Source organism: Bacillus thuringiensis (genome assembly GCF_001595725.1).
GTDB lineage: Bacteria > Bacillota > Bacilli > Bacillales > Bacillaceae_G > Bacillus_A > Bacillus_A thuringiensis_K.
Map to the genome: position 1 here is coordinate 3,189,494 of NZ_CP014282.1, position 22,229 is coordinate 3,211,722.

A 22,229-nucleotide genomic window follows, 5' to 3' on the forward strand; every position below is an offset into this window, starting at 1 on the left:
CACTAATAAAAACGATAGTATTAAAAAAATAAGGAAAGACATAACACCTATGTCTTTCCTCTAAAATTGTAACACTCAATATGCTCTTGGCTCTATTTGATTTTCCAGTTAAATCCTCGCATTTCTTTCTTTATAATATTTCCTAACTCCGTCCAACTTGTAATTCGCGGGATATTGAGATGTTGATTGTAAGAAGTATTTTTTGCATACACATTTATCGGTTTTCCTATTAACGTTTCTAAGACTGCCGGCTTATCATCAAAGAAATAGTTTAATTTTATTTCTTGTATGAAGTGTATTTTTTCTTCATCCTTCATTCCATAGAAAAAGCGATCTTCATGTACCGGAAAACCTTTTTCTATTAACCATTTTTTTGTTTGCTCTCCATGCTCTTTAGGTCGCGCTGTTATATAGTATATTTCATGTCCCTGTCTTTCTAATTCTTGCAATGTCTCTACTGCATATGGAAACGGTGAACAAGAAGTATAATAAATCTCATCCAGCAAACTATTCCACATATGACTACCTTCCTCCGAAGTCATGCCAAATGCTTCATGAATTTCAATTGTTTTTAAAGAATGAAATACATCCAATCCTACTTTTTTGTTTAATTTTTTATTATATAAATGAAAAGCATGCTGCCTTAAATCAATTAACGTATCATCGATATCAAATCCAAACTTCACTCTTCATCGCTCCTTTCTGCAATCCATTTATCGGAAAATATAAGTAGTTTTTATTCTCCTTATTTCTCACCTTTCTGATATTCTGGGTAACCAATAAATCTATAATCTTTTCCAACCTGGGTAAATGATATATCCTTAAATTCAATTGCATCTTGCATTTTAGTAATACCAGCCCCCTCTACAAAGCTAGGCGCCATTCTACCCCCAATCATTTTAGGTGCAATATATAAAATCAGTTTATCTATTAATTTATTTTCAATAAACGAAGCATTTACCTCTCCACCACCTTCAATAAGCAGGGAGGAAACTCCTTTTTCCCCTAAAACATCAAGCATTTCATATAAGTTTATATGCTTTTCTCCGCTAGTAACAAATACTTTGACTCCTGCATTTTCTAATGCTTTCTTTTTTTCCGCTGCATGATTACTTGTTGTAAATATCCAGGTAGGAGCTTCTCCATCTGTAATAACCTTAGCTTCCATTGGTATGCGTAATGTTGAGTCCAATATTACTCGAATTGGATTTCGCCCATTTGGAATACGCGTTGTCAATGATGGATTATCCTCTTGTACAGTATTTGCTCCTACTAAAATGGCTGCATTTTCATTTCGTATTTGGTGTACTTCCTGTCTCGCTTCTGTAGATGTGATCCACTTACTATCCGATAAAGAAGTAGCAATTTTCCCATCTAATGTAACTCCTGATTTAATCGTTACAAATGGGCGCTTTGTCAAAATATATTTATTAAAGACTTCATTCATCTTTTTAGATTCTTCTTCACACACTCCTACAAGTACTTCAATACCTGCATCTTGTAGAATTTTAATTCCACGTCCAGAAACAAGCGGGTTTGGATCAAGTGTAGCAACTACTACCTTCTTAATTCCTGCTTGTACAATTGCTTCTGCACAAGGCCCTGTTCTTCCATGATGAGAACAAGGTTCAAGAGTTACATAGATTGTACCACCACGCGCCTGTTCTTCCGCCATACGTATCGCATGTATTTCAGCATGTGGTTCTCCAGCCTTCATATGTGCTCCGACCCCTACAATTCGGTTATCATTTACAATTACAGATCCAACCAATGGATTTGGAGTCGTTTGTCCCTTCATAGCCTTGGCATTTTCTAGTGCTAGCTTCATATACAATTCATGCTCAAGCATGTAAGTGTCCCCCTTCAAAATGTCCAGAACGCTGAATCTTCGTTTGCAAATATTTCTCATTAAACTCTGAGACATCACCCCATAACGGTTCACGACTCGTAACATTTAATCCAGCTTTTTGTAACGCTTCTAATTTTTTCGGATTATTTGTAATAAGTTTTACAGGTTTTGAGCGTAGCGCTTTTAATACTTCAATTGTATCATCATAGTTTCGAACATCATCTTCAAAACCTAGGTTCAGATTAGCTTCTACTGTATCTAACCCATTTTCTTGCAAGAGGTACGTCATAGCTTTACTAAACAAGCCAATTCCTCTTCCTTCATGATTCGCTAAGTAAAATAATGCGCCTGAACCATGTTCTGTAATCATTTGTAAAGACTGCTTTAATTGGAATCCACAGTCACAACGTTTACTACCAAAGATATCACCGGTGTGACAAATACTATGCATACGAATTAGGGCATCTTCAGAATTCTCAAAATCACCATATACAAGCACACTAGATTGCTGCATATCAGCTAAATTAATAGATGAAAGTTTTTCAATAACCCCTTCTACACTATTTGTACCCTCACTACATTGTAACCAAGAATACCATTGAAAAACTTTAGTCTCCCCATATAAATTAATTGGCAATTTGATAGGGCCTACTAAATAAATATCCTTTCCATCTTGATGTATAAATTGAATTTTATCTTCTAACATATGAATTGTATCTGTTGTAACCATTAGGTACCTCCTAGTATAGAGAATCTCTAAAATTCTCTTCCATTGTTATATTTTTTATTGTTTAACTTACACAACGTAAGTGTTTTTACAGATGCTATTCTTTTTTCTCTCAGCTTATATGCAATATGTATCATTACAACTTTGGCCATTTAAAGAAAAGAGTTTTAGTTACATAAAACAACTTAGTTACTTTATGTAAGTGAGTATACATTCGTAATTAATTTACGTCAAGTAATTAATTATAAAAACATTTGTTACTAATAGTAAGATGTTATATAATTTATTTTAGGAGGTGAAGGAAAATGAATGATTCTACATTATGCCCTCGCTTTGAAAAAGGAATGAAATTTTTTAGTCAACGATGGACAGCACTAATTATTTACCAACTTTTTTCTGGATCTCAGCGCTTTTGTACGCTTGAATCTTCTCTTCCTGTTAGCGGAAGATTACTTTCAGAAAGATTGAAAGAATTAGAACTAGAAGGAATTGTCGAACGCAAAGTCTTTCCTGAGACACCAGTTCGTATAGAATATTCTTTAACTCAAAAAGGATTTGCTTTAGAAGCTATTATTCGCGGAATAGAAGAATGGTCACAGGAATGGATAGAACTTGAGGAATAACATAAAAGCTTTTTCGTATATAGTTTTAAGTGTCAAATTACAGATACCTATTATTAAAACGCTAATTTTTCAAGCATTTATGAAAAGCTAGCGTTTTTTAATAAATAAAATGTAAGAAATAAAGCAAGGTGATCAAAACGATCACCTTGTTACCTTACAGATTAAAATAGTGTTTTAAAATCTTTTATTCATACATACTCGATTAATAAAAAAACGAATAAGTTTTTTTATTACTAAACAGTTTTATTTTTACAATACAGTTAGCTTCTCCTGCTATTTGCGGACAGTAAGACCACCACTGATTAAATTTCTATTTTATTACATTCGAATATTACTTATGAAATTTCACACGCTCTTCAAGTGGTTGGAATTCTTTTTCACCTGGTGCAGCTGTTGGATTACCAAATGGCATTTGTGCAATTAGTTTCCAATTAGCAGGGACATTCCATTCTTGTTTTACCTCATCGTCAATTAATGGATTATAATGTTGTAAAGATGCCCCTAATCCCTCTGCTTCTAAACCTGTCCACACGACTAATTGGTGCATACCTGATGCTTGGTGTGACCAAATTGGGAAGTTTTCAGCATATGCAACAAATTTTTCTTGAAGCGATTTAACGATAGCCTCATCTTCAAAGAATAGTACTGTTCCATAACCAGCTTTAAAAGAATCCATTTTTTGTTGCGTTCCTGAGAATTCTCCATCTCCAACTACTTTTCTTAATGTTTCAGTTGTAATATCCCATAATTTATCATGAGCTTCACCAAATAATACAACTAATCGCGCAGTTTGAGAATTGAAAGCTGATGGAGTATATTTCACAGCAAACTCCACAATTTCTTTAATTTTTTCATCCGATACTTGTACCTCTTTATTAATTCCATAGTAAGTACGTCTTTCTTTCAGTGCAGTATAGAAATCTTTTGTCATAATTCCATTCCTCCTAAGTTTTAATATTCTTCAAAAGGATACATCTCAAAGATAATATGCGTTTAAATGAGTTCATTTTTGAATCATTGAACTTCCTATCACCCATTGCCAGTCATTCTAAATCTAAACACACTGCTTCCTTCAGTTTCCCTAAAAAAAGCCTTATAACATCATTCATAAAATCTAATCATCATTCGGTATTATTTTACCCATTCTCTATTCATGTATCCTGCTTGTTTCATATTTACACAAACATGAAAATAAGCTTAAATTGATAGTTAAAAAGCCAGGTAGCATGAATAATGCATTACCTGGCTTTTTACATTTTAAATTTAACTAAATATTACTAACGAACTGTAGTAGAAACCATACTGGTCACTTATTTAATAATTAACATCTCATAAGGATTTACATATTAATAATTGCTTATAATACTCCATTATCTAATATGAAAGTATAAAAATACTTTCATTACTGATTCAACTGATTTTTCACCGCTCTTATAACCAATTCATGATCTTCTTCTGGTGGTAATCCTGAAACTGTTATCATTCCAATAACCCCTACGTTTTTTATTCTGATAGGAAAGCATCCACCAAACGCAGCATATTCCGAAGTATCTAAAAGATATTTTTCATTATATGAAATTCCAGTTATTTCACTTTGTATCTGCATATAATACGAGCTACGATCATGTAGGGAAACGACTCGTTTTTTACGCTCAATCCATTTCGTATTTTCCTCATTTGTCCCTGTCATCTTGAAATGAAATAATTGCACACCATTTTTCGTTATATCAACAGCAATCAATTTCCCCTCTTTCTTCGCTGTTTCAACGATAAATAAACCTATTTGCAAGGCATCTTCATTTGTAAAAGAGGAAAATTGAAGTGTTTCCTCCTCTTTTAAAATTTGTTTACTTATTTCATTCAAATTTGAAGTACTCATATCTTTAACCTCCATAATTGTTTTATGCCACACCGACATTTTTTCGAAATTATTAGGCCATATAGTACAACCTTTCAATCAATTTGATTCTAAATAAACTACTGTAACATCTTTGGTAACTAGTAGTACCGTAAAGCTTGTTTTCTTCTTACTGGTGCTATTATGAATGACATTCAAAGTTATAAAAAGTACTATTCTACTTATCCCTATCTTACAGAGACTATTATGAAATATATTTAACATCTTAAAAATGTATGTACTAAAGAATAATATTTTTAATCACTAACTTTTTTGATCAATCGTTATAATCCAATTTCATCAAAATTTTTATCAATTATTACACTATCCAACAATAGGAGGAAACAAAGATGGATGAAAATATATCCAAAAGCTGAAAAGCAGTTGAGTCCCTTGAGAGAATAGTTATAATTCACTACATATAGAAATAAACATACAAAAAACGCCATCCTTTCCTATAATTCTAAAGAAAGAATAGCGTATTCTTTTCAAAAATGATTTCTTTTATTGAGAAAATTTGATTCTATATTATACATAAAAGGGCAACCAGTGCTAAAACAGCTGGAAGTCCTTGTTTCACAATAATTGATTTATTAGATGTGAAACCTCCGAAAATAGCTGCTATCACCACACAAATCACGAAAAATAATTGGACCATATAACCAATTGGATTGAGCCCAAGTACAAGTCCCCAAATGAGACCAGCCGCTAAAAACCCATTATATAAACCTTGGTTTGCAAACATAATGGCTACGTTTCGATCTCCTTCTAAATGCTTCGGTAATTTGAAAGCACGTTTTGCTACTTTTGAATCAATAAAAAACATTTCAAGGATCATGATAAACAAATGTTCTAATGCTACGATCCCGACTAAAATAGCTGCGATTATTTCCACACTATTCTGCCCCCTACACTCTCTATTCTTTAATATTCTCCACATTTTTTTGCATCTGTAATAGAACATGAATAAGTATTTTGCGTTCTTCTCCACTGATATTTACGAACATTTCCTTCATAAAATGTTCCTTTTCTTTCTTGTCAAAACATTAATTGATATATCAATTATTGATACATCAATTAATATACACCTCTCTTTTTATTTTTGCAAGTTTTTTTGCTCAATTGGTTTTATTTTGTTCCAGCAACTTTAAACCAATTCAAAACATCAGTTTGCATTTCTAGAAATCATAATTACTTTAAGTTCATTCTAACAATCATATTTAACTAAATATATAAAAGAATTGAGTTATATCTCCATCAATTTATAAAAATTAATTTTTCTAAAAACAGATACTTTACGTTTTTTATAGTAATAAAAATCATTTTTTGTTTCAGAAGCAATCCATTTTGTTAGCTTGATGGGCATAGGATAGCACCCAGATGACGAACCAATTATCTTTCAAGAAGACGGCTAGAAAACTGGATTTGGTAGGGGAGTTGCCTACTTCCCCGATCCAGATGGTACTAATTTAGAGCTAATTGCTCCAAAAAGGCCATTCAGACATGAATAGTTAAAATAAATTAATACCGAAACAAGCCACCTTCTGCCTGGAAGGTGGCTGTTTGTCGGCAAGTTGATAGAATGACTAAAAAAGGACAAACTCTCCAATGTGAGAAGTTTGTCCAAAAAGTTTTTCATGTTAACTATTTTTACACTAATACGAATAATAATGAATTAGAATAATGACTTAATACTTGCTAAGACAGTAAGTACACCTACAATAATAACAAATACGTTGCTCATTTTCCCTTTGTATTTAGCTAGTACTGGCACTTTTTGAATCGCATACATCGGTAATAGACATAAGATAGCAGCAACTAAAGGACCGCTTAGAGAATCAATAAGTCCAAGAATACTTGGATTTGTATAAGCAACAAACCAGCATGATAATACAACAAAAGTAAGGATTACTGTCTTAATTGTTTTTTCTTCAATATCTTTTCCACGTGATTTACCAAACTTAATAATCATGTCACGCATTACTTCAAATGCTCCGATATAATGGCCAAGGAAAGACTTTGTAATAGCCACAAAAGCAATAATTGGAGCTGCAATAGTGATTACAGGCGAATTAAGCTCATTAGCAAGATATGAAAGAATTGATAAGTTTTGTTCTTTTGCCATTTTTATATCATCTGGAGTCAAGCTCAATGCGCTACTCCAAACGAAGAACATAACAACAGCGAATGTCATGATATAACAAACCTTTTGTATTTGCGCACATTTAGCATCAGTGGCTTCGATTCCATACGTAGCTCTCTGTTTCACAACAAATGATGAAATCATAGGTGAATGATTAAATGAGAATACGATGATTGGTAGAATCATCAATATCGTCCCAAAATAGCCTGTTCCTGTTGAAGCAGTTGAAACAGCTGAAAAACTAAGCATTGACGTATTCCACTGTGGAATTAAAGATATTGCGATAAAAAGTAGAGAAACTATGAAAGGATACACTAACATACTCATTACCTTTACAGTAATATCTTGACCAAAATTCAGTATAGCGATAAGACCAAGAACTAATACAAGTGATAAAATAGCTCTTGGAGGTTCTGGCATGTGCAATTGATGCACGATAAAACTACTTGCAGTGTTTGTAAGCGCAACCGAATACATTAGCACGATTGTATAAATTGAACCGAAATATACGATGTTAAAAATGATACTCGCTTTATTTCCGAAATACTCTCTAATTGTACCTGTGATCCCCTCATCAGCAGAATTAGAAGCGTATATCATTTTAGCAAGCGCCCTATGTGAGTAGTACATAACTGGATATGCAAGTAATGTAATTAGTAGTAAAGATAATAAACCACCTGAACCTGCATTAATCGGTAAAAAGAGCACCCCTGCTCCAATTGCAGTTCCAAATAGACTCAGTGCCCATGTAGTATCCTGCTTATGCCACTTTTTCGGATCTGCATATTGCTCATTTTTTAGTGCGGTATTTTCAGCTTGAACTTCTATTTTCTTTGCAGTATTCCCGTTCATATAATAACTCCCCCTTGTATCTATTCCTGCATCTCTCTTTGCATCTAACAAATATTCCCTTTCTGGAAAATGAATTCCTTACAAGTTGCCCCACATTGTATGTCCTTCATCATAATGAATCCAAATTGAAACATTCACTAATTAGCGTCCTAATATAATTGTTAGCGTTCACAAAAAAGTTTACTCGTAATATCCGCTCTTTATATAAAGACCCCTTAAGAGAACAATATAGAATAGACTTCATAAATACGTTGCAACATTTCTAATAACAGTGTATTACTTTAATGGTTTCTCTTTTTTACTTTTAACAGTAATTTTAGCTAAACCGGCCTCTCTTAATTTGCGAGGCATTTCTTTCTCAATTCTATACATTACCTTCATAACTTCGGTAGCACTGATGATATTGCTTACACAAGCCACTGAAGCACATTACATACATTTCGCCTCTAATCACACACCTTTCTTACTAAGAATCGCATTTTTTATATTTTCTCCAGAGATAATAAAATTTCTCTCGACGCCCTCATTATAACGTGTATATTTATAAAATTAATATTTTTATATTTTCAGAAATATTAAAGTGGAATAATTTTATACAGATAATATTTTACAGTTAGCATGTAGCCATTGTTTTTATAACTTAAAGCTGAATTAGTTAGTAAAAAAATACAATAATACATTATCTTTCTAGGTGATTTATTATAAAGACACTTATATCCACTTTTATCAAAAAATTTTATTTTAAACATAAAAGATATTGTAATAAATAATTAATGTAGGTAAAAAGAAAAAAACCAAAAATACATAAACCAAATTTCAGGATATATATTATCAATATTGAATTCATATACAATTTAAAAAGCTACACTGAGCAAAAAACAAAAAAGCTGCCCCATATGGACAGCTCATTTACATAATTATCGTTATCAGGAATACACAAACAAATCAATTCAATATCATCTTAATTGTAATTTGTTCGGCTCTTCTTCAGGAATATCTCTATGTTTGTAATGAATCGTTTTTACATCGTTTCCCTTTATGCGAAAAGTAATTGCGTCCTCTCCATAAGGCGGATTGTGTGCACCCTCAAAAGTTTAAATTTTAAAATCCCTCATTAACTAGCTCTTTTATCGAGTTTAATTTTGAAGAAAGCTCGATAAACCATTCTTCATCCCCTGTTAATAATGCAAGATCTATAAGATAAAGGATTTGTTCCTTATTTATTACCTTTGATTCAGGGAGTTTGTTAACGTGTTTACTAAAGAGTAAAATCGCTTCGTTTATTGTGTACTTGCCGTCACGTTTCACAATACTAACTGTAACTATATCCTCCACATCATCAAGTGATACAATATAACCAACTATTAATTCACCTTCATTTGATATTCCACGAACCCAATCTCCTACTTTTAAAACATGATTATTATTTGACATCATACCGTTTCACCTTCTTATAAATATTTTTTGTGACGATAAAAAAGATATAAAAACAAATTATACTGTAATATTTTTCATTACATTTAAGCGTTAAGAACTCACGGCTATATAATAATTAAGCCCCCTTAACGCTCTTGATTGATAAGGTCAACAACTTCTTTCATTGTATAATTCTTTAAGTATTCACCTAGATGTTCTTCAGCACCTAAGAAAATAGCGAAAAGAACTTTTCGCATGTTCGAACCTACAACACACTGATTGTTTGATTCCGGACACTTCGGCTGCAAAGCACCTTCAGAGGTTATCTGATAAATATGCCAAAGATTAATTTCATCTAAATCGCGAGCGAAAATAAAACCTCCACCAGTTCCCTCTTTCGATTGTATAAATTTATGTTTTTTTAACAAACTTAGCACTTTACGAATACGTACTGGATGTACACCTGCACTTTCTGAAATAGCATTACTTGTTGACATCCGGTCTGGCTGTAAAGCTAAATAAGTTAAACTGTGAATGGCCAAGGTAAAGTCGCTGTTCATGATTTTCCTCCTACGATTCAAAATATTGTTTTTCATATATTAACATACTGTAGCCATAAATATTACAGATAGGTTAGAACGTTAAAACATATAGAATACTTCTTGCCATAAAAAATTAATTCTCTTATATTCTATCCGGTCCCACCTATATCTGATAACTTCATTTAGCTTTTTAAGTTGAAAATAAAATTAAACACTCCACTGTTTCTTCACTTGTTCTTCTGCCAACTGTTCAATTTTTGTCCAAATCGTATCTTTACTCACAATAACATTTGTTTGATAATTTCTATCATTATAATTAACTGTAACACATACTTCAATCATCTTCTGCTTCCTCCTTTCAAAAAACTTTTTCTAAAAAATACTACTTATTAATTGGCCAATTTTTGCAATTCAATGTTCAAAAACGTTCGAACGCTACGTGGTAAAAATTTACGAATTTCTTCCTCATTAAAACCAATCTGCAATCTTTTCTCGTCCAGCATAATTGGGCGACGTAACATTAGTGGATGCTCAATTATTAATGTATAAAATTCATTGAGCGAGAGCTCCTCAATATTTATATTTAAGTCCTGAAAAGTTTTCGATCTAGTTGAAATAATTTCAGTAGCCCCCTCTTCAGTTAAACGAAGAATTGATTTAAGCTCATCAACTGTCATAGAATTTGATACGATGTTTTTTTCAATATAATCAATTTGATGCTCTTCAAGCCATGCTTTCGCTTTTCGGCATGAGGCACAGCTTGCTGTTGTATATAGAATTACCATATTTAACTCACTCCTTTAATGTTATGAAACGTACATTTTAAACATCGTTTATTGAAATGTATTAAAAAAAATTACAGTTTAGAATCAAATACAAGCAATATTATTTATTCGAGAATATTTAATTTATCTACATTTTACAGACGATAACAACTCACTTCTAAAAACTATACTGTAATTTTAAACTTTACAGTTCTATAAATCAAATGTTAAGTCTTGGATTCATTCTATTAACTTATAATAGGAGCAGTTGAGACAATACTTGCCTCAACCGATTTTTATATCTCTTTATAATTTTTTGCAGTAATGACTGTTTCAAACTCAAAGGTTTCGGGTAGATGATCTGCATAAGAATATTCAAAAGTTCGTCCATCCGTTAAATAAGCTACTTGTTCAACTCGCATTAGGAAATCCTGATTTGTTAAGTTCATAAACTGCTTTTCCCTATCATCTGGGCGAATTCCTTTAACCCTGACAACAGATGTCCCTACTTCAAGACCAAGTTTATTTTGAATATGTGAGTATATCGACTCCTCTAAAACAGAAGCCTCAACACCTGGGATAACCGAAATTGGCATCCATGTATGCTCCATAATCGTCGGAATGCTGTGAATGATGCGGAGGCGAATGATTTTATAGACGAAATCACCGATTGAAACTCCCAATTTCTCAGCAACTACTTCATCAGCCCCAACAATCGCAAACTCGATAATTTTACTTTCTACCTCACTGCCGTATACAGCTTTCGTACCCGTTAAAGTTTGAATCATTCGTGCCTTTTCCTGTTGACGCCAATCTTGCACCACTGTTCCACTTCCGCGCCGGCGGATAATGTAGCCATCTCTAACTAATAGATCCAGCGCTTTCTTAATAGTAAGGGCTGAAACACCAAATTCTTCAGCAAGGACGGGGCTACTCGGAATTTTTTCGTTGATTTTATATTCACCGTCTAAAATTTGCTGTTTAATCTTTTGATAAATGCCGAGGTATTTTACTTGTGTTGATCCGCTTGCCATTTCCATACCTCCTTTATACTGCAAACTCTCTTCTATTCATTCAAATGTAAAGCCTCAAGTTTGTAAACTGAAGGTGATGGGGCAGCAAATCCATTTTCTAAGATTTCAATATTCGTTACCACTTCTTCGTCTTTCACAAGTTTTGGTGCACCATTTATAATTGTTTCATACGCGGCATCATAGAAACGACCGTAATCACCAAGTGGCGTTTTAATTTGTTTTTCAATCCAGTCACCATTTGCATTACGATACTTAGCAACTCCATAGTACATCGGTGAATCTTCACCAAACCCTGCACTCTCAGGCATAATCCCCGCTTTCAAATCATTTTCCTGCTGATCTTCACCGTATTTAATAAATGATCCATTTGTTCCATGGACGATAAAGCGTGGATAATCTTTTGCTACGACATGGTTTGTTTTCAGCTTAATCTTCAACTGATTTCCGTAATGTAAACCAACATCGAAATAGTTATCAACCGCACCTTCCATTTCATTATTACGAATATCGTATGTCACCGTATCTGGACGGCCGAATAGTGAAATCATGCGGTCCATCGTATGAATACCTAAACTATAAAATGAACCTTCTTCTTTTGGAGCTTCATGAGTGATTGAACCAGGACGGAAATAATCAATATGTGATTCAATCTCAATAATATCACCAAGGAATCCTTGTTCAACTACTTGCTTCACAGCTAAAAAATCACCATCAAAACGGCGGTTTTGATAAGGCATAACTACTACACCTTTTTCTCGTCCTAAAGCTAATAATTCTTTCGCATGTTCCACTGTATCGCAAAATGGTTTTTCAACGATAACTGATTTTCCAGCAAGTATAACTTTTTTCGCTAATTCGTAATGCGTATGTGCTGGCGTACAGACCGTCACCACTTGAATTTCTTTGTCATTCAACAATTCATCCAAATCAGTAGTGAAGTAAACACCTTTTTCCTCATATGGAGCCGCTAATTTTTCATTTATTTGCCGTACAAAAATCGTTTTTATTTTTATATTATTACGTGTGTTTACATAAGGTAAGTGATAGCGGTTAGCTGACTTTCCAAATCCAATAAAGCCCATTGTTAATGTCATATTTTTCAACTTCCTTGCTCATAAATTTTCGTTTCTATATTTATTATATAATTTAATCATTAAAAGTATATAGTTTTAACTTTATAATTATATATTAAATAAAAAATCCACGATAAAATTCATTCTCACTATAAGTTATGGACCTATAAAGTGAAACTTTAATCAGTGGGGCGGTTTATCCCCTACTGATTATTTACCCGTAAATACCGGGATGAAAAGGAGCGTAATGAACATGGCATATACTACTATATCTATGGAAATTTTTGGATCACCTGAACAAGTATGGCAATTAATCGGAGGTTTCAACTCCCTTCCAGACTGGTTACCTTATATACCTAGTAGTAAATTAACCGAAGGCGGTCGTGTACGTCATCTAGCTAATCCAGAGGGTGAAACAATTATAGAACGCTTAGAAGTATTCAATGATAAGGAACGCTACTACATGTATTCAATCATGAATGCACCGTTCCCGGTCACTAATTATTTATCTACAATCCAAGTTAAAGAAGGTACTGAAAGTAACACATCATTAGTAGAGTGGTCTGGTACGTTCACTCCTGTTGAGGTTAGTGTTGAAGAGGCAATAAATCTGTTTCATGGTATCTACAGCGATGGACTGAAAGCATTGCAGCAAGCATTTCTAGATTAATTCATGTAATTGATTGAGACGAGAAAGTTAATTAACAGTCAAATATTCGATTTTGTGGTTAAATTCATTATGAAAGATAAACAAATACAAATTTCATGCACTCTTGTTAATTACACGAAATAAAAAATACTACCTCCAAATGGAAGGTAGTATTTTTATTAATCCGGAAAAACAATTAATCCCTCTTCTTTTTCCTCCTGTTTTAAATCTTCTTCTGGGAAGTTTACAGTTGAATTTTTATCCCCGGTTCGTTTTGTTTCTTCACCTGGAAATACGAAAGTTGAATTTTCTTTTCCTTCATTTTTTTCTACGTTATCTGGAAATACCATAGGATCATTGGTAGTCAAATCACTATGAAATCCAAGGTTAGACAAAATCGCTTTTAAATCTGGTAAAACCCCTATTTTATCAGATGATGGGTTATTAGACTTTGTGCCTGTATTAGGATTACTTAAAATTGCTCTCAATTCTTTTGGTGTATATGCCTTACCTAAATGTTCTTTAGCAATCCCTTGAATTGATACAGCAGCCCCAGCAATTATAGGCGAAGCGCTAGAAGTACCACGGAAGTTAGAAGTATAACGATTCATTATATTCTGATCTGTAACTTTTTGTCCTTTACTATTTTGATTTTGATATGTATCTAATGTATCAACATACTCTCCCCAACCATATACATCAATTCTACTACCATAGTTAGAGAAACCTAAACGTTTATGAGGAACTCTTGCAGTAGATGCTCCAACTATAATAGCTCCTGAATCTTTAAAGTCTGGACTATTTCGATTTAAAATCTGTTTACCATTACGGTCTTTAAATTCATCTAAATCAATCCCACCATTACCAGCTGCTTCTACAATAATAATGCCTTTATCTGTACCTTTGCGAATTGCGTTAAATATACTCGGGTATACTTCTACTGGTAAAGGGTCATCTCCATATCCATCATATTTAAAGGATTCTTCTATTAATAAAACATCTCCAGCCTGTAAAGAATCTACGGCACTTAAAATAGCATCTCTTACATCGATTCTCCCATTATCTCGAATCACTGAAATTACTTTTGCCTTTGCTTTTGGTGCAATCCCAATGTTCCCAATCCCATTGTCAGCTGCAGAAACAACACCTAGAACTGAAGTACCGTGAGAAAGATCATTACTCATTTTTCCAGACATAAATTCAATATTTTGACCGACTAAATCTTCATGATTTAATAACCAGCCTTCTTCCAAATCTACAAAGGTTGCTCCTTGACCATCTCCTCCTTTAATTCCCCAAGCATAAGGAGCATTAATTCCTAAAGGTGCCTCTTCAAGATATCCCTGTCTCGAAAATCTAGGATCATCATAAGGATTCACTGATAATACAGGCAATCTCGAGCTAGGCGTTGTGTTTATACTCTTATTAGAACGAACTTGTATTTTACTAGAATCGTTATTAGCAGCATGTACTGTATTTGTTACAAATGTCGTACCTACTCCAGCAAAAGTTGTAATTGCAAGTGATGATATCAACATACCTTTAAAATTTTTCATCTTTCCACCTCTAGTTTTCTATTAGAATTAACATATTTAATAATGTGTATGAACCGAAATGCTTTTTATCTTATTATAAAAATTAATAGATTTTTATAACTTTTTGATTTACATAAAAACTCCTTTCATTCTTGTAATTCAATGTGTATATTTCAAAATAACAAACTTACTGTAACCATTATAGTTACACATTTGTTGATTTTCAACTACGAAATATAAATTTAAAAAAATAAATTTATATTACTTTAAAACAGCATTAGCCTTTTACGCACATAAAAAAGCAAAATATCTGTCCAAATTACAGCGATCAATAAGTTTATGGACTGCGAAAGAAATACGAAAAAGCAAAGCACTAAGTGCTTTGCTCCTTATAAAATTCCTTTTAACTTTTCACCAATTAACCTCGCTACATACTCATAGCCTTCTGGTCCAAAGTGTAATCCATCTTTTTCATCATTTTCTACAAATCTTTTATAATCCCGTTCTTGAATCATTTCAGCGAATACGTTTAGAAAATAACTTCCTGTTTCCCTCGCCACTTTCTCCACCACGTCTGCATACTGACCCAGCACTCTATTTGTTCTATTACGCTGTCTTTCTTCATCAACTGGTGCAGGACTAATCAGTAGTACTTTATCTGATGAAATATGGTTCACAATCTTCTCTAAGTTTTCTTTATATGCTTGTAATGACACTTGACAAAAAGAAACTGCATCATTCGTACCAAGAAAAACTGTTACGAAATCTGGTTTATATGATATTACATCTTCTTCAATCCTATTTAACGCATCGAATGTATTATCCCCTGGAACACCTGCATTCACTACTTTCCATTTCGGAAACATCTCTTGCAAACGTGGTGTTAATCTCGGCATTCCATCAAAAAAAGTTTCATCAGCTGTAATACTATCTCCAAAACATACTAACGTTTTCATTAAGCTACTCTCCTTTTACGTATGAAACAACTTTCCTTCTATTGCTTTTATATATCTTTCAGCAGAACGTTCAACTGCCCCATTTGCATTTTCTTTTACTACTCGATGAAAAGCGTTGTATAAACGATTAAACTGTAACGGCTTCACTCGGTTCACCATTTCTTCCACTTTTCTCGCTGGTAATGGAATTAAGTTTGGATAGCTGTACATAAAGCTTACCCACTTCTCATCTGCTACGACTTGAATAATATCACCTGTTAACAAAATCCCTTTTCCATCATTACCTTCTTCCCAATGCAATACAGAACCACCACTAAAATGTCCTCCAAGACGATGTACAGTAATCCCATCCGCTAATTGTAAAGACTCACCAGACCAATAAATAATACGACTACTTGGGCGCATCACCCATTCTTTATCATCTTCATGTATATAAATTGGTACATCAAATGTCTCTGCCCATTCTACTTGCGTTGAATAATAATGAGGATGAGACAATGCAATTGCATCTAATCCACCAAGCTCTTTTATTTTCGCAATTGTCGTTTCATCTAAATACGTAATGCAGTCCCATAGTAAACGATATGACTCTGTTTTCACTATAAATGCCGTTTGACCGATCGCAAATCCTGGTTTTGTCGTAATACTATAAAGTCCATTTTCCTCTTTGATTATTTCATTTTTATATGTATCATCTGTTTGCAAATTTTCTAAAGTCGTCCAAGACTGCCCTTTCGGATTCACATACTGCCTTTCTTCATCACAAATATGACAACTCACCGGTTCATCTACACTCGCTGCATACTGCACACCGCACGTTGTACAAACGAAATTTTTCATAATAATTTCCCCTATCCCTATATTTTTATTAAGCTGATTTTTGTTGATAATGATCTACTTTTTTATTTTCAATTAATAAACTTATAAAAGTAAGTAAATAGACAACTGTAACCAATAATGGCATTACAGTAAATCCTTTTTCGCTTCTGCAACATTCATCTCACTATCTCCCCCAAAATATTTGTACTATAAAGTCACCTCAACCTCACCCATCCAATAACGCCAAGCTTCTAAATAATCTTCTAAATCTTTCGGGTGGTGCCGTAAACATGTATCTATACGCAAATATAATCCTATGACTATTTCTTCATATAAATCACGGTCTTTTTTATGAAATACACATTGTTTCATCGCATAATCGATTGTTTCTTTTGTTAAATCTTCTGGGGTTGAACAGAACGAATAAATTAAATCATATATAGGATCTCCTAACAATGGTAAAGGATCAATTACACCATGCAGCTCATTCTCTTTAAATATAAAGTTATGAAATCCAAGATCACCATGTAATAAAAACGGCTGATTTATTCCAGCGTCCCTATTTGCTAACTTAAGAACCGTTCTATACTCTTCTTCACTTATGTAACATCTTACATTTTCATGAGCTTCTATCACATTTGTTGTTAAAAATTCATTCCAAGATTGAACCGGATTTTCTTTCCATCCCCAGTCATCAACCTCTGTAGCTACTTCATACTTATTGATAACTTTCTTTACAAGTTTACAAAGAACACTCCGTTTATGGCCTAGTTTGCAAGAAGTTGTGCCCTCAAGGAATGAGTAAACAATATAGCGATTTAAAGGTTCCTTATATAAAAGCTTTGGAAATAATTCGTCCTTTTTATAAAACTGAAGAAAATAAGCTTCTTCACGTATGACATCCGATTCATTCAACTTTATAACGTTTGTTCATCTAACAAATATATAGTACTTGTCGTTCCCCCGTTTAATGCTTTTACGCTATTTGGATAATGTGAAACAACTTTTTCCTTAACTAGTTGTGCAGTGATTATTGAAATGTCCATTCTCTCACCCTTCAACTCCGAATATTCCCTTAATTCAAAAGACAACTTTACTATTATTTGACAAACATAAGGGAATTCCCCCTAAAAATCTTAATATAACAAAAAATAATTTTATTTCATTGCAACTGCTTCCTTCAATATTCCATTATATAGTTCATTCCATTTATGGTAATGCGATGTGATTTCTTCACTCCAAATGATCTTCATTTAATCTAGTAATTTCTATTGAATTATCTCTTTCTTTTAACTTATGAGCCAAACTTTCTACACCAAACACTTCTGTAAACGTATGACTGCCTACAATTAAATTAATTCCTTTAAATTTCGCATGTTGAACTGTATATAATGTTTTTTCACCGGTTATGTACGTGTCACACCCTTTCTCTAATGCACGCTCAATCAAATTTGTGTTGTTTCCTGCACCGGTTAAAATCGCAATCCGTTTTACTAGTTTATCGTGATTTCTCCAGCTCTTCACTTTCTCTTCCATTTTTTCTTCAAGTTTTCCAACTAAGTTTGAAAAAGGAATCGCTTCTTTATATTCTCCTATTCCCGGTAGTTCTTCTTCCTCATAGGTTGAATATTCCAGTATTGTATCTATCCCAATTTCGTTAAATAACGATGTACACGTGCCAAACTTTACAAAATCTAACGGCAAATGAATCCAAAAATGATTCATTTCATATTGCTTCAATTTCTCAATACAAGCCTCTTCCATACCAAATAAAAAACTCCACGGCGCATGATGTGTAACTATCATATCGACTCCATTTCGATACGCTTCTTCAATAGTTTCTAACGTTAAATTTGTTGTGTAACCGATTTTGTGAAACTCTTCTTTACTTATATAAGTAAAACCATATTCATCATCGCCATATTTATGAAGATGCTCTCCAAATAGTGATGTTATATGTTCTTTAAACTGCTTTATATTCATTTTTATTTCTCCTTTCATTTACTTTTATATTTCATAAATAAGGAAATACTAAATTACAACGTTACATACATATAGGAGGACAATATGAAACCTGAATTTTTAAAAGCTGTACATGATGCAATCGGAAATGTCGAACACATTCATATAGAGGAAAGCGGTGCTGACAGCTTACTTATTCATCATGATGATGCACAGCAGTTACAACAAGTTGCTAAGGCGTTAGAAAATAATAATTTCCGCTCCGCTTTAAGAACAACTGGAGATGCTTCGTACATTGAAGTATTGAACAGATAATGAAAGTCCGGATGTATTCCGGGCTTTCTTTTTTATCGCGCTATTCACCGAGCAGTAAGACCCCCACTGATTAAAGTTTCACTTTATATCGAAATTTCAAACTCTTTTACATACACCACTGTTCCAGCAATATCTATTTGTAACTTTTCGTTTTCTATCCCTTTCGTTACATAAACAGTTACACGACCATCTTTATTTATTTCCTGTCCTTGCTCAACGATTAAACCCAATTCATGTTCAAAATCTTTCTCTAAATACTCCGCATAATACGCTCCCATTACACCTGAAGCTGTTCCTGTCACTGGATCTTCAGTCGTCCCAGCGTAAGCTGATGAAAAATGACGGCCGTGCATTTGTGCTAGTTCATCATAAGTTTCTAGACAAATGGGGTGAATAGAAGCATTAGGTATTTCTTTTAATACTGATGGAAATGCAGCATTATTAGGTGTCATTCTCTCACATGCATTAAGATTTTTAATCGGTACAATTACAGTACAATTACCAGTACTTCCATATACAATCGGTAAACTTACATCTAAATCATTTACTTCTAAACCGATACTTTGAGCTAATTCTTCTTTTGAACCTGTAAACTCTTTAAACTGAGGTGCTGCCTGTCTCATTTTAATAAAGGTTTCTCCATTTTCATTTACACCTATTTGTATCGGTAAAATCCCAGCCTTCGTTTCAATCGTAAGGTTACTTTTCTCTTCTAATAAACCTTTTTCGCGCAAGGCAAATATCGTCCCTACTGTCCCATGACCACATAAATCCATTTCAAAACCAGGTGTAAAATAGCGCATTCTTATATCTCCTACTTCTGAGAAAAGAACAAAAGTTGTTTCGTTATATCCAACTTTTTCAGCAATAATTTGCATTTCCTCTTCCGTTAACCCACCTGCTTCTAATACAATACCTGCTGGATTTCCCTTATTTGGTTTATTCGTAAATGCGTCGTAATGAAATACGTTTATAGTCTTCATTTTCTTTTCTCCTAACCTTCTTTAAAGATTTTATAATAAAGCTCTATCTTCGTTTTCAACGAACAATTATTTCTCCAAAATATCCTCTGCATCTTTTCATTTGAAGTATGTGTGCTTCCAATGTAATAAGTAGCCCCCATTTCCTTTAACATATGCAACGATTGAAGATGCATATGGGAAGCAATTCCTTTCCCGCGATAATAAGGCATTACCCCAAAATAAAATAATCGTCCTTCACTTTCTGTTCCAGTTTCTATATGCGGTATGGACATACCAATCGGCTCATTTTTATCATAAAAAACAATACATGACTTTTCCCAGCCCGTACCTAACTCTGTTTGCACTGAATAAAAATGCTCATCGATAGTTAAAATTGAAGTTTGATTCCCTGAACCCGACATACATTGTTCCCAAATATATTTAAATTCTTTTTCCGCTAACGTTCCTTCTGCTATTGATCGATATGTATATTGTCTTTCAGGTCCTTCTACATTGTTCAATTCTCTACATACTTCTATCTTTGCGGCATACAAAGAAAAACCGGCATCAAGTAACACTCTCACACTTGATTTATAACTACTAAACCTTTTGTTTAATACAATACTCGCTCTTTTTAACTCCCAATTAAAACAAACTTCTTCAAATCTACTTATCTTTTCTTTATAAGTTTGTACATCATAAAGAACATTCTCTTCTATCTCTTCAATCGTTACTGCATTTGGTAAGCCATTTAATACTTTTTTAGAAGGGCCAAATAGATTCTGAATGATTGCAAGATCGTATATCACCACTTCAATTCCCCCACACCAGGCTTAATAAACTTTCCTGAAATATCCTCATTTGAATCTATTACCCAATCATATATATTTTTTGCTCCTTCAGCCGGAGTCATATTCGCATCAAAGGCACCAATATCAGTTTTTAATTTTCCTGGGTGAATGGCAGTTACACGAATTCCTTTATTCTCAAACTCTTGTTGTAAGCAGAGTGTTAACATATTTTGTGCAGCTTTAGCAATTCGATATGAATATGAGAACTGGCCTTGCGGAAACTTTTTGTTCGCCATTTTATGTAATGATCCTAATCGAGAGGACACATTTATTATTCTCGGATGATTCGATTTAGCCAACGCCACATATGTACCTTTTACAGCCCGAATTACACCTAAGCAATGAATATTAAATAAGTTCGTTAACTCTTCTGAATTTGTATGTAAAATCTCAGTCTCCTTCCCAGTAATGCCAGCGTTATTTATAACTAGATCAACATACTCTGTATATTCCTCAAGCTGCTTCTTAATTTGCTCCGTACTCTCATCAGCCGATAAGTCTGCCATTATAGGAAAACATCTACCACTAAATATTTGCTTCAATTGCGTTACCGCAACCTCAGTTCTAACTAATGGATAAACGATATGCCCATTTTCATAAGATACTTTTACTAACTGTAATCCTAACCCGCGGCTGCCACCTGTAATAAACACTCTCATATATTCATCTCCTTATTTTTATAATAAATAAGAAAATCCATCCACTTACCATTCTCTAATGAAAACGCCTCTCTCTTGCATTCAAATGAAAAGCCTGCTCTTTCCGCAAGACGCACTGATGGCTCATTATCAACACATATATGTAATTCGATTCTATGAAAATCAAGGCTACTAAAAAATAACGGTAACGCAGCTTTCACACTTTCAACACCATATCCATTTCTCCAATATTGATTATGTATCGAGTATCCCATCATCGCCCATTGATAGTCCATACGTAAAATTTTTATTAGCTCTAGCTTTCCAATTTAGCTCCGTCTTCTTTACGAAAAATGCCTAATACATACATCTCATCTCTATGTGCTGCTTCATCAAAACCTCTTACCCATTCCGTGAACCATGCTTTTGTTGATGATGCCAGAACTTGATAGCAATCGTCATATTTATACTGCGATGGCAGTCTCTTGTTAAATCCATCTAACCAACTTTCATAATCACCTTTTTGAAATGGACGAATAATGAGTCTATCCGTCTCTACTTCTAATAACGGTAGCTTCATTTAATTTCATCCCTCGAATTATTAATTGAATATTCTTTATCA

The 22,229-nt window shown here is 33.5% G+C and carries 23 protein-coding genes and 5 pseudogenes; 4 read left to right on the plus strand and 24 right to left on the minus strand.

Annotated elements, in window-relative coordinates; genetic code table 11:
* Positions 1–92: 92 nt before the first annotated feature.
* Genes AXW78_RS16005 through AXW78_RS16015 form a run of 3 tightly spaced genes read right to left on the minus strand, consistent with a single transcriptional unit; the run spans position 93 to position 2,579 of the window.
* A complete protein-coding gene (locus tag AXW78_RS16005) occupies positions 93–686 on the minus strand; it encodes a 5' nucleotidase, NT5C type (protein ID WP_000668228.1) in 594 nt (197 codons plus the stop codon).
* A gap of 59 nt (positions 687–745) precedes the next feature.
* On the minus strand, positions 746–1,849 hold the full coding sequence (gene ribD / locus AXW78_RS16010; protein ID WP_000889424.1) for a bifunctional diaminohydroxyphosphoribosylaminopyrimidine deaminase/5-amino-6-(5-phosphoribosylamino)uracil reductase RibD: 1,104 nt from the start codon (positions 1,847–1,849) through the stop codon (positions 746–748).
* The gene (locus AXW78_RS16015) at positions 1,842–2,579 is read right to left on the minus strand and encodes a GTP cyclohydrolase II (RefSeq protein WP_000258861.1); all 738 of its coding nucleotides are present in this window, start codon (positions 2,577–2,579) and stop codon (positions 1,842–1,844) included. Before AXW78_RS16015 ends, ribD begins: the two co-directional genes overlap by 8 nt.
* Positions 2,580–2,881: 302 nt before the next feature.
* On the opposite strand from AXW78_RS16015, the gene AXW78_RS16020 reads away from it, so the two are divergent.
* Entirely contained in the window at positions 2,882–3,199 is a 318-nt protein-coding gene (locus AXW78_RS16020) for a winged helix-turn-helix transcriptional regulator (protein WP_001000104.1), read from the plus strand.
* 331 nt (positions 3,200–3,530) lie between these two features.
* On the opposite strand, the gene AXW78_RS16025 is transcribed toward AXW78_RS16020, so the two are convergent.
* From AXW78_RS16025 to AXW78_RS16035, 3 genes are all read right to left on the minus strand, one after another.
* The gene (locus tag AXW78_RS16025) at positions 3,531–4,130 is read right to left on the minus strand and encodes a nitroreductase family protein (RefSeq protein WP_000158943.1); all 600 of its coding nucleotides are present in this window, start codon (positions 4,128–4,130) and stop codon (positions 3,531–3,533) included.
* A 471-nt stretch (positions 4,131–4,601) separates the two neighbouring features.
* The gene (locus tag AXW78_RS16030; protein WP_116777641.1) at positions 4,602–5,117 is read right to left on the minus strand and encodes a heme-degrading domain-containing protein; all 516 of its coding nucleotides are present in this window, start codon (positions 5,115–5,117) and stop codon (positions 4,602–4,604) included.
* Between the two features lie 502 nt (positions 5,118–5,619).
* On the minus strand, positions 5,620–5,991 hold the full coding sequence (locus AXW78_RS16035; protein WP_000402471.1) for a DUF1304 domain-containing protein: 372 nt from the start codon (positions 5,989–5,991) through the stop codon (positions 5,620–5,622).
* A gap of 481 nt (positions 5,992–6,472) precedes the next feature.
* Between AXW78_RS16035 and AXW78_RS35735 the strand changes: the two are divergent.
* A pseudogene (locus AXW78_RS35735) lies at positions 6,473–6,607 on the plus strand (VOC family protein); the annotation flags it as partial.
* Between the two features lie 164 nt (positions 6,608–6,771).
* Here the strand turns inward: AXW78_RS35735 and AXW78_RS16040 are convergent.
* From AXW78_RS16040 to AXW78_RS16070, 8 genes and pseudogenes are all read right to left on the minus strand, one after another.
* The gene (locus AXW78_RS16040) at positions 6,772–8,091 is read right to left on the minus strand and encodes an aromatic amino acid transport family protein (RefSeq protein WP_001014169.1); all 1,320 of its coding nucleotides are present in this window, start codon (positions 8,089–8,091) and stop codon (positions 6,772–6,774) included.
* Positions 8,092–9,047: 956 nt separating this feature from the next.
* Positions 9,048–9,185 (minus strand): annotated as a pseudogene (locus AXW78_RS32525) (DUF3888 domain-containing protein); the annotation flags it as partial.
* Positions 9,186–9,192: 7 nt separating this feature from the next.
* Complete coding sequence (locus tag AXW78_RS16045) at positions 9,193–9,528, minus strand: IDEAL domain-containing protein (RefSeq protein WP_000987461.1); 336 nt, start codon at positions 9,526–9,528, stop codon at positions 9,193–9,195.
* Between the two features lie 125 nt (positions 9,529–9,653).
* Positions 9,654–10,067, minus strand: a complete 414-nt coding sequence (gene saiR / locus AXW78_RS16050; protein WP_001083465.1) for an Rrf2-family transcriptional regulator SaiR — start codon at positions 10,065–10,067, stop codon at positions 9,654–9,656.
* A 189-nt stretch (positions 10,068–10,256) separates the two neighbouring features.
* The gene (locus AXW78_RS16055) at positions 10,257–10,391 is read right to left on the minus strand and encodes a BA3454 family stress response protein (RefSeq protein WP_000573530.1); all 135 of its coding nucleotides are present in this window, start codon (positions 10,389–10,391) and stop codon (positions 10,257–10,259) included.
* A gap of 47 nt (positions 10,392–10,438) precedes the next feature.
* Positions 10,439–10,834, minus strand: a complete 396-nt coding sequence (spxA, locus tag AXW78_RS16060) for a transcriptional regulator SpxA (protein ID WP_000236190.1) — start codon at positions 10,832–10,834, stop codon at positions 10,439–10,441.
* A 275-nt stretch (positions 10,835–11,109) separates the two neighbouring features.
* Positions 11,110–11,847, minus strand: a complete 738-nt coding sequence (locus tag AXW78_RS16065) for a GntR family transcriptional regulator (protein ID WP_000146278.1) — start codon at positions 11,845–11,847, stop codon at positions 11,110–11,112.
* A gap of 32 nt (positions 11,848–11,879) precedes the next feature.
* Positions 11,880–12,941 (minus strand): oxidoreductase, encoded by a 1,062-nt coding sequence (locus AXW78_RS16070; RefSeq protein WP_000176634.1) that lies wholly within the window; start codon positions 12,939–12,941, stop codon positions 11,880–11,882.
* A gap of 232 nt (positions 12,942–13,173) precedes the next feature.
* Between AXW78_RS16070 and AXW78_RS16075 the strand changes: the two genes are divergently transcribed.
* The gene (locus AXW78_RS16075) at positions 13,174–13,590 is read left to right on the plus strand and encodes an SRPBCC family protein (RefSeq protein WP_000332042.1); all 417 of its coding nucleotides are present in this window, start codon (positions 13,174–13,176) and stop codon (positions 13,588–13,590) included.
* 158 nt (positions 13,591–13,748) lie between these two features.
* Here the strand turns inward: AXW78_RS16075 and AXW78_RS16080 are convergent, their stop codons facing one another.
* The 6 genes and pseudogenes from AXW78_RS16080 to AXW78_RS16100 form a co-directional block, all read right to left on the minus strand.
* Positions 13,749–15,125: a S8 family peptidase gene (locus AXW78_RS16080; protein WP_000787688.1), complete on the minus strand. Its 1,377-nt coding sequence runs from the start codon at positions 15,123–15,125 to the stop codon at positions 13,749–13,751.
* A gap of 368 nt (positions 15,126–15,493) precedes the next feature.
* Positions 15,494–16,060 carry an SGNH/GDSL hydrolase family protein gene (locus tag AXW78_RS16085; RefSeq protein WP_061884427.1) on the minus strand — a complete coding sequence of 189 codons (567 nt, stop codon included), beginning with the start codon at positions 16,058–16,060 and terminating at the stop codon, positions 15,494–15,496.
* A gap of 15 nt (positions 16,061–16,075) precedes the next feature.
* Positions 16,076–16,900 (minus strand): MBL fold metallo-hydrolase, encoded by an 825-nt coding sequence (locus AXW78_RS16090; protein WP_000788155.1) that lies wholly within the window; start codon positions 16,898–16,900, stop codon positions 16,076–16,078.
* Between the two features lie 28 nt (positions 16,901–16,928).
* A pseudogene (locus AXW78_RS35740) lies at positions 16,929–17,045 on the minus strand (DUF7010 family protein); the annotation flags it as partial.
* A gap of 41 nt (positions 17,046–17,086) precedes the next feature.
* Positions 17,087–17,925: pseudogene (locus tag AXW78_RS16095) on the minus strand (phosphotransferase).
* 187 nt (positions 17,926–18,112) lie between these two features.
* On the minus strand, positions 18,113–18,862 hold the full coding sequence (locus AXW78_RS16100; RefSeq protein ID WP_001022436.1) for a Nif3-like dinuclear metal center hexameric protein: 750 nt from the start codon (positions 18,860–18,862) through the stop codon (positions 18,113–18,115).
* Between the two features lie 84 nt (positions 18,863–18,946).
* Here AXW78_RS16100 and AXW78_RS16105 point away from each other — a divergent pair, with 84 nt between their 5' ends.
* Positions 18,947–19,156: a hypothetical protein gene (locus tag AXW78_RS16105; RefSeq protein ID WP_000801650.1), complete on the plus strand. Its 210-nt coding sequence runs from the start codon at positions 18,947–18,949 to the stop codon at positions 19,154–19,156.
* Between the two features lie 83 nt (positions 19,157–19,239).
* Here AXW78_RS16105 and AXW78_RS16110 read toward each other — a convergent pair whose 3' ends face one another.
* The 4 genes and pseudogenes from AXW78_RS16110 to AXW78_RS16125 form a co-directional block, all read right to left on the minus strand.
* On the minus strand, positions 19,240–20,139 hold the full coding sequence (locus AXW78_RS16110) for a PhzF family phenazine biosynthesis isomerase (RefSeq protein ID WP_061884428.1): 900 nt from the start codon (positions 20,137–20,139) through the stop codon (positions 19,240–19,242).
* 11 nt (positions 20,140–20,150) lie between these two features.
* Positions 20,151–20,927 (minus strand): GNAT family N-acetyltransferase, encoded by a 777-nt coding sequence (locus AXW78_RS16115; RefSeq protein WP_002164109.1) that lies wholly within the window; start codon positions 20,925–20,927, stop codon positions 20,151–20,153.
* Complete coding sequence (locus AXW78_RS16120; RefSeq protein ID WP_001263476.1) at positions 20,924–21,628, minus strand: SDR family NAD(P)-dependent oxidoreductase; 705 nt, start codon at positions 21,626–21,628, stop codon at positions 20,924–20,926. The genes AXW78_RS16115 and AXW78_RS16120 overlap by 4 nt, the downstream gene beginning before the upstream one ends.
* A pseudogene (locus AXW78_RS16125) lies at positions 21,625–22,187 on the minus strand (GNAT family N-acetyltransferase). Before AXW78_RS16125 ends, AXW78_RS16120 begins: the two are co-directional and overlap by 4 nt.
* Positions 22,188–22,229 lie beyond the last annotated feature (42 nt).